The following is a 12,783-nucleotide window of genomic DNA, read 5'->3' as shown; positions in this document are numbered from 1 at the left end:
AAGAAACCAAAATCTCCCCTTTAAACGTTCAGGGTCTACGCCAGCTGAATCGAAAACTCGATCACCATCGTAGACCCTGAAATACTCAATTATTCCCCGAGAACCTTGCCGGAGGGCCGGGCAAACCTATCGGTGTTGTACTTATCTGCCTCTGCCTCCATGAACTGCTGCCACTGAGCACCGGCGTAGGTGGCGCCGTCCACGTATTCCTTACGCTGACCACCAATGGAGAGGTCGTTCAGCGAACGGGAACCCAGAGCCAGGTTGCCCACCCACGAAGCGGTGGAGAGACCGCGGGTGTAACCGACAGTCCAGGTCTGGGTTGAATTATCGGTGGTACCGGTCTTCGCCGCCGAAGCACCGGGTAGGTCAATACCGCGCTCGTAGCCGGAGCCGGAAACCAGCACCTGCTCCAGCACGTAGTTCACGCCGTTAGCAACATCCTTATCAATGGCCTGCTCGCAGTCAGCCTGGAAGGTCTTGATGGTCTCGCCGTTGCGATCCTTGACCTCGTTGATGGGCTGCGGGGTGCAGTAGGTACCCTCAGCTGCGAAGGTTGCGTAGGTCGAAGCCATGGTCAACGGTGAGACACCTTCGGTACCAATCAGAGAAGCCAGCGAGGTGATGTCGTAGGCGGGATCTCCCGAACCGTCGGCCTTCATCAGGTGCAGGTCTTCAGCCATAGAGTTCACACCGCAGAGATCCACCGGAGATGCCATGGAGTAGAGGAAGGAGTTGATGGAGTTCTTAATACCGTAGGCAACGGTATCCCACTTCTGGTAACCCTCAACTGCGTTCTGGAAGCTCCAGCCGTTGCCGTCGTCACCGGCAGAGCGGTAGAAGCCGCCGTCCAGGCAGCTTGCCTTCCAGGGGAAGTTCGGCGGGTAGCTGAGCTTAGTACCGTCAATGGTCTGGTTGACGCTCTTACCCTCCTTAATCCACTCGGCAAGAACCACCGGCTTGAAGGTTGAACCCGGCTGGAAGCCGGCGGTACCGCCGTCGGCAATGTCTACGTTGTAGTTGAACATAGAGGAGGAATTATCCTCAGATTCCCCAAAGTTAGAGTTCTGAGCCATAGCCACAACCTTGCCGGTGCCGGGGGCAACGGAAACCAGGGCGGTGTTCACGTTATCGGGGTTGTCATTGCTGGGCTGAGTCTTCTCTACGGCGTCTTTAGCTGACTTCTGAGCCGAGACGTTCATGGTGGAAATAATGTTGTAGCCACCGCGGTATAGGTTGGTCTGGCGGTCCTCGGGAGTATCGCCGAAGGCGGGATCCTGGTAGACCTTAGCGGTGACGTAGTCGCAGAAGTAGGCAGAACCCCCGGCAGTGGTGCAACCGTTCTGGGTGGGGTGAATATCTACGGTCACCGGAGCGTTGAGGGCATCGTTGTATTCGTCCTCAGTAATCTTGCCGTCGCGGTACATGGTGCCAAGCACGGTATCGCGGCGATCCTTGGTGAGCTCCGGGTTCACGTCGGGGCGGTAGGTGTTCGGTGACTGCACCATACCCGCCAGAATAGCTGCCTGATCAACGCTGAGATCCTTGGCAGATACGCCCCAGTAGTACTGGGCGGCGGCTTCAACACCGTAGTTGGAACCACCCAGGTTCACAATGTTCAGGTAGCCCTGCAGGATTTCGTCTTTAGACTTATTCTGCTCCATCGAAATGGCGAGCTTGATTTCCTTGATTTTATCGAGGTAGCCCTTGTTGGCACCCAGGGTGCTCTGCTCTTCGCCGGCAACGTCGGCCTGGTCAATGAGCAGGTTGTTCACGTACTGCTGGGTCAGGGTCGAGGCACCCTGGCGGTTATTGGGGCGCAGAATGTTGTTGACCAGCGCACGGCCCATGCCCAGAGGGGAAACGGCACCGTGGTTGTAGAACTCGCGGTCTTCCACAGAGATAATCGCATCCTGCATATAGGGCGAAATATCGTCGAGCTCAACCTCTTTGCGGTTCTGAGAGTAGAAGGAGGCAAGCTCGGTCTTACCGTCAGAAGCGTAGATGGTTGAGGGCTGGGAGAGGGGGCCGTCTTGCATATCATCGGGCAGACCCTTGAACCAGTCAATCGATGAGGTTGCAACAACGCCCAAACCAACGGTGGGCGGAATCAGAATACCCGCGGTCACAAAACCAGCGATAATACTCAGCGCAAGGAACTGAATAAAATCGCCCGGGGTGCGTTTTTTCCGAACATTCTTCGATGAAGCCATTGCTTCAGTTTACAAGTACAACCTGAGAACCCGGTAGCCTTGGCCCCCGGCGCCACCTCAAATTAACCTAAAAACTTGGTGATGTCTCCCTCAGATGAGGGGAACCTTGACCTCATTTTCTTCTGCCTGTAGGGAATCGCTCAGAGAATACTCAGTGTTCAACTTTTCTTTGGGTTCTCACAGGGTTAGGCTTGGAGCTATGGAGAAATGGGAATACGCAACAGTGCCCCTGATGATTCACGCAACCAAGCAGATCCTCGATAACTGGGGTGAAGATGGCTGGGAGCTGGTAACGGTTCTGCCGTCGTCAGCACCGGCAACCGCTGCGCCTCAGGGCAACATGGTGGCCCCCACCGCGGGTAACCCCATCGCTTACTTTAAGCGTAAGAAGACTAACTAAGAGGCTAGAAGACTGTGTCACGCATCGAAGAGCGCATTATTGAACTGGGCTATCGGTTGCCCGAGGCTCCCGCGCCTGTTGCCGCTTACGTTCCTGCGGTAACCACCGGTAATTACGTCTTTACCTCGGGTCAGCTTCCTTTTGTGGACGGCGCGCTACCGGCTACCGGTAAGGTGTCGGAGAGCAGCGCCGAGGGTACTGTGAGTCCCGAGGATGCCAAGAAGTATGCGGCTATTTCACTACTAAACGCTCTGGCTGCGGCAAAGCAGGTGCTGGGCGATCTTGACCGCGTGGTGAAGGTGGTGAAGGTGGTGGGCTTTGTGTCTTCGGAGACTTCTTTCTTTGCCCAGCCCGCCGTCATCAACGGTGCCTCTGAACTGCTGGGTGAAATTTTTGGTGAAGCAGGTATCCACGCGCGCTCTGCTGTGGGCGTGCCGGTTCTTCCCCTGGATTCGCCCGTTGAGGTTGAACTGATTCTTGAATATGCCTAATCAAGCTCTCTATACGGGCGCACTGAAAGCGGTGCGCCCCCGCTCTGAAGCCTCTGCTGCGCCTCGGAGTACCTCGCGTGAGCGCCTCTTTAAGATTCCCGCAGAGCTGGTGCCCGCTGCCCGGGCCTGGCTGGAGTCTGGGGACGAAGCGCCCTGCCAGCTACGCACGGCGTCAACGGTGGTCTTTGTGCGCGATGGTCAGGACGGCCTTGAAACTATCCTCACCTACCGCCCCGGTCTTTCACCGATGGGCTCGGTGGCTTTTCCCGGCGGGGTGAGCGTTGCCGATGACTGCGACCCTCTGCCCTGGATTGGCCCTAGCCCGCAGACCTGGGCGCAGGCTTTTAAAGAGGACGACGTGGTGGCGGCCCACGCCGCGGTGGTGGGTGCTATCCGCGAGTCTTTTGAAGAGACGGGCATGCTGCTGGCTGGCTCTGATGAGCTGAGCACCGTTGAGGGTTCTGCCGACGGCTTTGACCAGATGGCAGCCCGCGAGGCGGTGGCCAGTGGCGATAAACGTTTTTCTGACTACCTTTCTATGCGCGGCCTGAAGCTGCGTACCGATTTGCTCAAGCCTCTCAGCCGTTGGCAGTCGCCGGACTACCGGCACAAGCGCTACGATATTCACTACTTTGCCTGCGCAGCCCCGGTGGGCCAGTCGGCGGCGCTTCTTAAGTCTAAGGGCATCTGGGGCGAATGGGTCAATGTACGAGAGCTGATAGCAGACCCCACCTCCACCAGAATCGGTGATGCCATTGGTGCTGAAGAGACCGTGGGCAAGCCCTTTGAGCGGCTGGTGACCCCCGGAACCCTCTGCGTGCTCGAAACCCTAGCGGCGGCGTCCACCTCGGTAGCCTTCCTGGCGCAGAAGCGCACTGTGCAGGTGAAGAAGGCCGAGATTATTGAGCAGGACGGCGAGTACCTGCTGCGCTACACCACCCCCAAAAAAGCCGGTACCTGGGAGAAGTGCTCCCTCTAGCTCCGGTAGGATTTAGCCGTTTCCACCAGGTGCTGGCGGAACCTTTGGGCGGCGGGGCTCAGCTCGTGGTCTGCCGCCTGAAGAATCCCCGACTCACCCATGATTTCAAAATCTTCCACCGGCAGGTGGTCTGCGTGGGGAATCATGCTAAAGAGGGTGCTCGGCACCACCGCCAGATAGTCTGAGTGCTGTAGCAGACCCTGCATAATCCCCAGGTTTGAACAAATGATGTAGTTCTCGGGCATAGAGAGCCCGGCCCTGACGAAAGCGTTGCCCACCTCTTTGTGCAGGGTGGTTTCCCGCGCCGGCAGAATCCAGGGGTAGTCTTTTAGGTCTTTGAGCCTGACAGCAGAGCCTGCCTTCTCGGCCCGAATCGGGTGCTTGTGGTGGGCCAGAATGGCCGCCGGCGTGGAGTAGATCGGCTCAAAAGTAATCTGTTCACCGTTGGGTAGAAAAGGGCTGTCGCTGGGCTGGTGGCGGGTCACGATGAAATCCAGCTCCCCGTCGGCCAGCATTTCCAAGAGCTTATCGGGGGTGCGCTCAACAATATGGATGCCGATGAGGGGTGCGGTCTTTTTCATGGCAACAATGGCTTCGGAGAGCGCCCTGCCTGCCCCCGAGAGATAGGCGCCCACAAAAACTTCGCCGGTGGAGCCCTCGTCAAATTCCCTGATATTGCGCACTCCCTGGCGAATGTGGGCCAGGGCAGCCCGGGCTTCGCGCAGGAAAATTTCGGTATAGAAGGTGGGTTCCATGCCGGTGGGGGTGCGCTCAAACAGGGGCACTCCCAGCATAGACTCGGCCTCGCGTAGCAGGCGGGTAATGGCGGGCTGGCTAATCAACAGCTGCTCTGCCGCTTTGACGGTGGATCCGGCTTCAAAGACGGAAATAATAACCACCAGATGGCGCAGTTTGAGTCGCCCGTGGAAGAAATCTCTGTTTTCTACTTCTTGGGCCATGCTTCCCCCAGGGTATAAGGAAAATGAATAGGGCTATCTAAATATGTTAGTAGACCGAATAGGGTAATCCTGACAGTATGTAATTCAGTTCACAGAAAAGCTGTTCCGGGTAGATGGGCACAAACTCCCGCCCCGAAACACGCCAGAGATTTTATAGCTCCGAGGAGAAGCATCATGGTGGATCAGATTCGCAACTTTATCAACGGCGAGTACGTTGATGGCGTAGGAACCTTCGACGATATCAACCCCGTTGACGGTTCACTGGCTGCCCAGGTGCACACCGCAGACAAGGGCGTAGTCGATCGGGCGGTCAAGGCAGCACGAGATGCTCTGAACGGTCCCTGGGGCTCCATGAGCACTCCCGAGCGCGTAGCAATTCTGCGCCGCATTGCAGACCGAATTGAAGAGCGCTTTGACGACTTACTAGCGGCTGAAATCCGCGATACCGGTAAGCCGGTAGAGCTGGCGAAGACCCTGGACGTCTACCGCGCCTCCGCCAACTTCCGTTCCTTTACCGACACCGCGGCGTCCGCGGGGCTGGACGCCTTCATCACCGAACCCGCCAACGGCAGCAACGCTCTCATGTACGCGGTGCGCAAGCCCCTGGGCGTGGTGGGCGTGATCGTTCCCTGGAACCTGCCCCTGCTACTGCTGACCTGGAAGGTCGCACCGGCGCTGGCGACCGGCAACACCGTCGTCGTCAAGCCCTCCGAAGAAACCCCCGCCTCCGCAGCCCTGCTGGGTGAGATTATGGCCGAGGCGGGACTTCCCGACGGCGTCTACAACGTGGTGCACGGCTACGGCGACACCGGCGCGCTGATTACCACCCACCCCGATGTGGACGGCGTAACCTTCACTGGCGAGTCCAAGACCGGCTCTGCCATTCAAAAGGCTGTCTCAGACCGGGTGCTGCCCGTTTCCTTTGAGCTGGGTGGCAAGAACGCCGCACTTGTTTTTGAGGACGCCAACATTGAAGAAACCGTAGCCGGGCTCACCCACTCCCTCTTTACCAACTCCGGCCAGGTCTGCCTCTGCACCGAGCGCGTCTATATTCAGCGCCCCGTCTTTGACGAGGTTGTGGCGGGACTCAAGGAATCTGCCCAGAAGCTCAAGATCGGCACCCCCTACGAGGAAGGCACCCAGTTCGGCCCGCTGATTTCAGCCAAGCACCGCGAAAAGGTACACGGCTACGCCAGGCTGGCGAAAGAGCACGGCGCTGAGACCATCATCGGCGGCGAAATCCCCGATATGCCCGAGGAGCTGGCGGGCGGTTCCTGGTACACCCCCACCCTCTGGACCGGCCTAGAGCACACCGACCAGGTGATGCGGGAGGAGGTCTTTGGCCCCGTTGCCGGCCTGATTCCCTTCGACACCGAGGAAGAGGCGGTTCGCATGGCCAACGACACCGAATACGGTCTGGCCTCTGCTATCTGGACCACCAACCTGGAACGTGCCCACCGTGTAGCACCCAAGATGAACGTTGGCCTGAGCTGGGTCAACACCTGGTACCTGCGCGACTTGCGGGCCCCCTTCGGCGGCTCCGGCCTCTCTGGAATTGGCCGCGAGGGCGGGGTACACTCCTTCGATTTCTACACCGAACCGGTCAACGTAGCGATCAAACTCGCCTAGAAGTTCTCTTTCGGAAAGGATTTTTCATGACCCTCTCTCTCCAAGACATCGCAGAGAAGCTGCATACCGCTCAGGCAAACGCTACCGAGACCAGCCAGCTTGAAGAAGAAATTTCAATCGACTCGGCCTACGAGGTTCAGCGCCTCATTCTTGACCGGCGACTTGCCCAGGGTGAAACCTACATCGGGCCCAAGCTTGGCTTTACCTCCAAGGCCAAGATGGAGCAGATGGGAGTTCACAACATCATCGTTGGCTTTCTGACAGATGCCATGGATCACGACCCCTCCGAAGAACTCTCTCTGAAAGATCTAATCCACCCCCGCATTGAACCGGAGCTGGTTTTTGAGCTGGGGTCAGCTGTTGAGCCGGTGGCCGACGAGAGCGTTGAAGAACTGGCGGAGAGAATCCGCAGCGCCGTTCGGAAAGTCGCCGTGGGTATGGAAGTCATTGATTCCCGTTACAAGGACTTCAAGTTCAATCTGGCAGACGTGGTCTCCGACAACACCTCGGCAGCCAGGTTCGTGGTGGGGCAGTATCAGGACTTCCCCCGCGAGTTGGCGGGGCTCAAGGTGGAGTTCCTCATCAACGGCGAGGTCGTAGACAGCGCAGACACCAACGCGATTCTGGGCGATCCCAACGAGGCTTTCCTCGAACTGGCGAAGATGATTCAGAAATACGGATTCCACCTGCCCGCCGGGGCAACCATTCTCGGCGGCTCAATGACGGCGGCGCAGTGGCTGGAAGCCGGCCAGGTAATTGAAGCCCGCGTTGAGACCTTTGAACCCCTCACCCTGAAGGTCGCAGGCTAACCCCTCAGCAGAAAGGAAGAACTTATGGCAGACGGAAAGGTGATTGGCCACCTCGCCAAGCCCCGCGGAAAGTTCCCCCACGTCAAGCGGGCAGGAGACTTTCTCTACATCTCGGGAACCTCCTCGCGGCGTCCAGACAACACCTTCGTGGGCGCAGAAGCCGACGAAATGGGCGTAACCAACCTCGACATTAAAGCCCAGACCCGAGCTGTACTGGAGAACATCGAGAAGATTCTCGCAGAAGAGGGAGCCAGCCTCAAAGACCTGGTACAGACCACCTGCTACCTGGTGAACATGAACGACTTTGGCGGCTTCAACGAGGTTTTTGGAGAATTCTTCGATGAAACCGGGCCCTCTCGCACCACCGTTGCGGTGCACCAGCTGCCCCACCCGCACCTGCTCATTGAGATTCAGTCGGTAGCCTACGCACCGCAGAAATAAGATTTCCCGGCCTTCGTGCCCGAAGGCAGGACCCAAGTAAGAAACCCCGTGCTGTGCAACCGACCAAAGCAACACATCACGGGGCAGAAAATACACAGACAGGGCATGCATAGATGCTGCCTGCATAGAAAGGAAACCATATCATGGCTATCCCCGGCGCATTCAACTTTATGCAGTGGATCGAAGACAACAAGGAGTCACTGAAGCCTCCGGTAAACAACAAGGCGATGATCGTCAACGAAGACTTCATCATCATGATTGTTGGCGGCCCCAACGAGCGCCTGGACTACCACTATGAGCCCTATTCTGAGTGGTTCTACCAGCTCAAGGGCAACATGCACGTCAACATCATCGAAGACGGCAAGATCCGCAAGGTGGAAATCAAGGAGGGCGAGACCTGGATGCTTCCTCCCAACACCTCTCACTCGCCCCAGCGCCCCGAAGCGGGCTCCATCGGCCTGGTGGTGGAGCAGGTGCGCAAGCCTAGTGAAACCGAGTACTTCCAGTGGTTCTGTGCCGAGTGCGCCAACAAGGTCTACGAGGTTGAGGTGCAGGTTAACGACATCGAAAAAGACCTGCCCAAGGTCTACGAGGAATTCGCCCACACCACCGATGAAGAGCGCACCTGCTCCAACTGCGGCACCGTTCACCCCGCAGTTAAGTAATTCCTAAAATCCCGAGGATCCAACATGTCAGTTATCGATATCCACGCCCACTACGTGCCCAAAGGCTGGGCCGACCTGGGGGAGGCAACCGGAGACCGCTCTCACGACTGGCCCTGGTTGCGCGTAGATTCTGAGAAAGAAGCGATGATGATGGTGGGCGATAAAGAGTTCCGCCCCATCACGCACAATTCTTGGAATGCCGAGGTGCGCTTGAAGGAGATGGACGCCGACGGCGTTGATTTTCAGGTGATGTCTCCCACCCCCCTCTTCTTCACCTATGAGGAATCGGGCAAAACATCGGCCACTATCGCCCGTATTTTCAACGACGAAGCGCTGAAAATTGCGGAGCAGGGCGAGGGGCGCCTGATTCCTTTCTGCCAGGTTCCTCTGCAGGATACCGAAGAGGCTATCAAGGAGCTCGACCGATGCGTTGCCAACGGGCACCGGGGCGTGGAGATCGGTAACCATGTGGGCGACCGCGACTTGGATGACGCGGGGATTGTTGATTTTCTGGCCCATGCGGCCGAGCTTGACGTTCCCGTTTTTGTTCACCCCTGGGATATGGCCGAATCGCCGCGCCTCAACCGCTGGATGGCCCGCTGGCTAGCGGGTATGCCCCAGGAAACCCACCTGAGCATTATCTCGCTGATTCTCGGTGGCGCTTTTGACCGGCTGCCCAAAAACCTCAAACTTGCCTTTGCCCACTCGGGCGGTTCCTTTCCCTACTGGCTGGGCCGCTTTGAAAATGCCTGGCACCGCCGGCCCGATTTAATCGCTAAATCGGAGTTTTCCCCCTCCCACTACCTCGACCGTTTCAGCGTAGACACCGTGGTTTTCCAAGAGGCCTCTTTGCGTTTGCTAGTGGATGTGCTGGGGGAGGACCACGTAATGCTTGGCAGCGACTACCCCTACCCGCTGGGGGAGACCCCGGTGGGAACCGTGGTGCGCGAAGCAAGCTTTCTCACCGATGAGCAAGAAGCAAAAATTCTGGGTGGAAATGCTCAACGGTTCCTAGGCATGAAGTAGAGACAAGATTAAAGGATTTCTTCGATGGATTTGAAAAAGAAGATTAAGGATTCCCGCATGACGGGTTTCCAGATTCGCGCCATCGCAATCTGTTTTATTCTCAACCTGGTTGATGGCTATGACGTGGTGATTATGCCGCTGTCTGCCCCTCAGGTTGCAGAGCAGTGGGCGGTCGGCGACGTCCTTTTGGGCTACCTTCTCTCCGCCTCCCTCATCGGTATGGCGATCGGTGCTTTCGGGCTGACCCCGCTGGCGGATTTTATAGGACGCCGCAACGTCACCTTGACGGCGCTCGTTTTGGCCACCGTGGGTATGGTGGTGGGCCTCTTCGCCCCCAACGTTGAGGTGCTTCTGATTTCCCGCATTATTGCCGGTATCGGTATTGGCGGTATGGTCGCTAACATTACGGTGATTGTGGCTGAGTACTCCAACCGCAAATACGCGGCCCTCGCTACCGGCATCTACGCTGCTGGCTACCCCGTGGGTGCCTCGGTGGGTGGCGCTATCGCGGGCGCCCTGCTGGCCCAGTGGGGCTGGCGCGAGACCTTCCTGCTCGGCGTCGTCCTCACCGCCCTCTGCCTGATTGGCGCGGCTCTGCTCATGCCCGAATCCTACGAATACCTAATTCACAAGGGCGATCAGAAGTCTCTGGAGAAGCTCAATAAGATTCTGCCCAAGATTAACCAGGCACCGGTGACCGTAGCTGACCTGCCCTCCCAGCGGGCGGCTGAGAAGGTGACGGTGGGCGAGCTCTTCCGCGAGGTCTTCTCTAAGACCATGTGGTTGCAGACCGTGCTTGCCTGGGTGGGCTACTCGCTGCTGACCGCCTCCTTCTACTTCGCTAACTCCTGGACCACCAAGATTATTGCCACCACCGCCTCTGACCCCAACACGGGTGTGACCGCCAGCGTTCTCTACAATGCCGGAGGAATTGTGGGTTCAGCAATCTTCGGTATCATCGCCATCAAGGTGGCACCCCGCCGTCTGCTAGCGATCACCATGGTGGTGGCTGCTGCAACCTACTTCTTCTTCGGAGCGACCATCGACACCATCGGCCTAGCTATGGTGATTGGCGTTTTCGCCGGCATGGCCGTGGTTGCCGGTGTTTCGGGCGTTTACCTGATTGGCCCCGCTATCTACCCGACCAAGGTGCGTGGCGCTGGCTTCGGTTGGCTCATGGGCGTGGGTCGCTTGGCCTCGATTGCGGCTCCCATTCTGGTGGGCTACCTGCTTGCGGGCGGCATGGAGGCCACCCAGGTCTACCAGCTCTTTGCCATTCCGCTGCTGATTTCGGCGGCTGCTTTCTGGCTGCTGGGAGTCGTGCGCAAGCGAAACGGCCAGCTCTCTGAGCCCACCCACCAGACCGAAGCGCTGCCGGTGGTGAGCGCTAGCGGCGTGAGGGAGCAGCAGGCCACCTGGACCACGGTTCAGAACTAGGGCTAGCTGCGCTTGAGCCCCGGCAACTGGGCCAGCAGAGCTAGCAGAATCACAGCTGCCGCTGCGCCAAAGCCCCAGACCGGGTGCAGGTTGAAGAGAGGCAGCATGATGATGGGGGTCGATGACGACCCAAAATAGCGGAAGGCCTGCACGGTGGAGAGCACGCGCTCTCCACCGCGGGCCCGCAGGGTTTCCATATTGATAGAGGTCTGGGCAGTCTGGGCCGCCAGCACGGTGATACCCCAGACCGGAGCCAAGAGCCAGACCGAGGGCAGAAGCGGAATCAGCCCGGTGCACAGGGCCGCTACCGCCAGGGAAAGAACCACCATCTTACCGGCACCAAGCGCATCTGTTTTGCGACCCAGCTGGCGGGAGAAAATGAAGGAGGCCAGCCCACCGCACATCACTACCAGCCCGCGGGCCGCCGGCGAGAGGTCAAAGCGGTTGCCCGCCTGTAGAGCCACGATAAAGGCAAGACCAATCACCGAGACTCCAATGGCGTAGCAGCCCACCATCTTCGCCGAGATCACCGGCCAGTCGATGGCTTCTGCCCGCGCCGCCGTCCTGGGCAGTGCCGGAACGTGGGGAACCTTCACCAGCAACACAAAGAGAACCCCCAGCAGAGTCAGCACAAAGATTAGCCGCCAGGAAACACCCGCCGCCAGACCCGCAATAAAGGGGGCGCAGAGAATCCCCAGGGACTGCATGGCGGTGTAGGTGCCCAGCGCACCGCCGAGTTCCCCCGCCGGGGTAATGCGCTTGAGCACAATCTGTAGCACCGGGGTAGTGAAGGCATTGGCGATACCCATGACTCCGTAGGCGACGAGGAAGAGCCACCACCAGGGCGTTGCGATAAGGACGACGGCGCAGGCCAGGGTAACCGCATAGGCCCAGTAAATCACGCTGGAGGGGGAGAGGGCCCGAATCAGATTGGTTGAAAAAAGCATGACCAGGGCGAAGGGCAGCAGGTAGACGGTGAGCGTGAGAGCTGCCTGGTTCACTCCGAGCCCAAAACTAGCGCCAAATTCCGGGAGAATAACGCCTAGTGCCTGCCCTGAGAAAGGGCCCAAAAAGCCGCCGGTATAAATTGCGTAGCGCTGGAGAGTCGGAGAGGGAGCCATAATCGCAGAGTAGCAGAGGCAACCGCTAGGGAGAGCACCGGGGTTTCAGAAGGCGGAACGGAACGACAGTGGAGGTGGGGCTGGCTAACCTCCTTTAAACGTACGCTTCGCGATTCCGCTCACTCTTATGTATTCGCGCGCTCGCACTCGTTTCGCTACATCCCGATACCAATGACCGGGAGCCGACCTATAACCCGGAGAAAGCCCCAGCCCCTGCGGTATAGGGCATGCCTGGATTTTGCACTGAAACAAGCTCTCGGTACACCTAGATTCCTGTAGATAGACCTCAGGTACACGCAAAGCCCGGTTGAAAGGTCAAAGGTACACCTGTATTCCCTGGGTACACATCTAGATGTGTACCCAGGGAATACAGGTGTACCTATGTCAGCCCAGCAAGAAGAAACGTGTACTTTACCTATCGAGCTTTCCCGAGTGGCCACTTTTATACCGAAAACCTGTGAAAAACGGTATAAAAGTGGCCGCTCGGCGATCATGGCAGCCTGTGCAGATGCCCCTGTCTCATTGAGTCGCCGCTTCAGTTGCATTTCGCCGGTTCGTTACCGGCGATTTGTTGCTGAAGCGGCGAAATGTCATCGAAGCGGCGACTCGGCGA

Annotated in this window: 12 protein-coding genes; 9 read left to right on the top strand and 3 right to left on the bottom strand. The window is 58.2% G+C overall.

The window, feature by feature from the left end; all coding sequences use genetic code 11:
- Positions 1–89 precede the first annotated feature (89 nt).
- Positions 90–2,213, bottom strand: coding sequence for a transglycosylase domain-containing protein (locus IEV00_RS05220; protein ID WP_188359216.1), 2,124 nt, complete (start codon positions 2,211–2,213; stop codon positions 90–92).
- Between the two features lie 199 nt (positions 2,214–2,412).
- On the opposite strand from IEV00_RS05220, the gene IEV00_RS05215 reads away from it, so the two are divergent.
- The 3 genes from IEV00_RS05215 to IEV00_RS05205 are packed head-to-tail and all read left to right on the top strand — an operon-like array spanning position 2,413 to position 4,083.
- Complete coding sequence (locus IEV00_RS05215) at positions 2,413–2,613, top strand: DUF4177 domain-containing protein (RefSeq protein WP_188359215.1); 201 nt, start codon at positions 2,413–2,415, stop codon at positions 2,611–2,613.
- Between the two features lie 14 nt (positions 2,614–2,627).
- Positions 2,628–3,104, top strand: a complete 477-nt coding sequence (locus IEV00_RS05210) for a RidA family protein (RefSeq protein ID WP_188359214.1) — start codon at positions 2,628–2,630, stop codon at positions 3,102–3,104.
- Positions 3,097–4,083, top strand: a complete 987-nt coding sequence (locus IEV00_RS05205) for an NUDIX hydrolase (protein ID WP_229723070.1) — start codon at positions 3,097–3,099, stop codon at positions 4,081–4,083. The genes IEV00_RS05210 and IEV00_RS05205 overlap by 8 nt, the downstream gene beginning before the upstream one ends.
- On the opposite strand, the gene IEV00_RS05200 is transcribed toward IEV00_RS05205, so the two are convergent.
- On the bottom strand, positions 4,080–5,042 hold the full coding sequence (locus tag IEV00_RS05200) for a LysR substrate-binding domain-containing protein (protein WP_188359213.1): 963 nt from the start codon (positions 5,040–5,042) through the stop codon (positions 4,080–4,082). The two genes, IEV00_RS05205 and IEV00_RS05200, sit on opposite strands and share 4 nt — an antisense overlap.
- A gap of 174 nt (positions 5,043–5,216) precedes the next feature.
- Here IEV00_RS05200 and IEV00_RS05195 point away from each other — a divergent pair, with 174 nt between their 5' ends.
- The 6 genes from IEV00_RS05195 to IEV00_RS05170 all read left to right on the top strand — a co-directional run bounded on the left by IEV00_RS05195 (position 5,217) and on the right by IEV00_RS05170 (position 11,049).
- Positions 5,217–6,671 (top strand): 2-hydroxymuconic semialdehyde dehydrogenase, encoded by a 1,455-nt coding sequence (locus IEV00_RS05195; protein ID WP_188359212.1) that lies wholly within the window; start codon positions 5,217–5,219, stop codon positions 6,669–6,671.
- A gap of 26 nt (positions 6,672–6,697) precedes the next feature.
- Complete coding sequence (locus IEV00_RS05190) at positions 6,698–7,480, top strand: 2-keto-4-pentenoate hydratase (protein WP_188359211.1); 783 nt, start codon at positions 6,698–6,700, stop codon at positions 7,478–7,480.
- 24 nt (positions 7,481–7,504) lie between these two features.
- Positions 7,505–7,921, top strand: a complete 417-nt coding sequence (locus IEV00_RS05185) for a RidA family protein (RefSeq protein WP_188359210.1) — start codon at positions 7,505–7,507, stop codon at positions 7,919–7,921.
- A gap of 143 nt (positions 7,922–8,064) precedes the next feature.
- Positions 8,065–8,586, top strand: coding sequence for a 3-hydroxyanthranilate 3,4-dioxygenase (locus IEV00_RS05180; RefSeq protein WP_188359209.1), 522 nt, complete (start codon positions 8,065–8,067; stop codon positions 8,584–8,586).
- 24 nt (positions 8,587–8,610) lie between these two features.
- On the top strand, positions 8,611–9,612 hold the full coding sequence (locus IEV00_RS05175; protein WP_188359208.1) for an amidohydrolase family protein: 1,002 nt from the start codon (positions 8,611–8,613) through the stop codon (positions 9,610–9,612).
- Between the two features lie 24 nt (positions 9,613–9,636).
- Positions 9,637–11,049, top strand: coding sequence for an MFS transporter (locus tag IEV00_RS05170; RefSeq protein ID WP_188359207.1), 1,413 nt, complete (start codon positions 9,637–9,639; stop codon positions 11,047–11,049).
- Positions 11,050–11,051: 2 nt separating this feature from the next.
- On the opposite strand, the gene IEV00_RS05165 is transcribed toward IEV00_RS05170, so the two are convergent.
- Positions 11,052–12,170 carry an MFS transporter gene (locus IEV00_RS05165; protein WP_188359206.1) on the bottom strand — a complete coding sequence of 373 codons (1,119 nt, stop codon included), beginning with the start codon at positions 12,168–12,170 and terminating at the stop codon, positions 11,052–11,054.
- Positions 12,171–12,783 lie beyond the last annotated feature (613 nt).

It is taken from the genome of Rothia aerolata, from assembly GCF_014635585.1.
GTDB classification, from domain to species: Bacteria; Actinomycetota; Actinomycetes; order Actinomycetales; family Micrococcaceae; genus Rothia; species Rothia aerolata.
The sequence above is the reverse complement of the archived record's forward strand: the minus strand, read 5'-3'. Positions and strand labels throughout refer to the sequence as shown.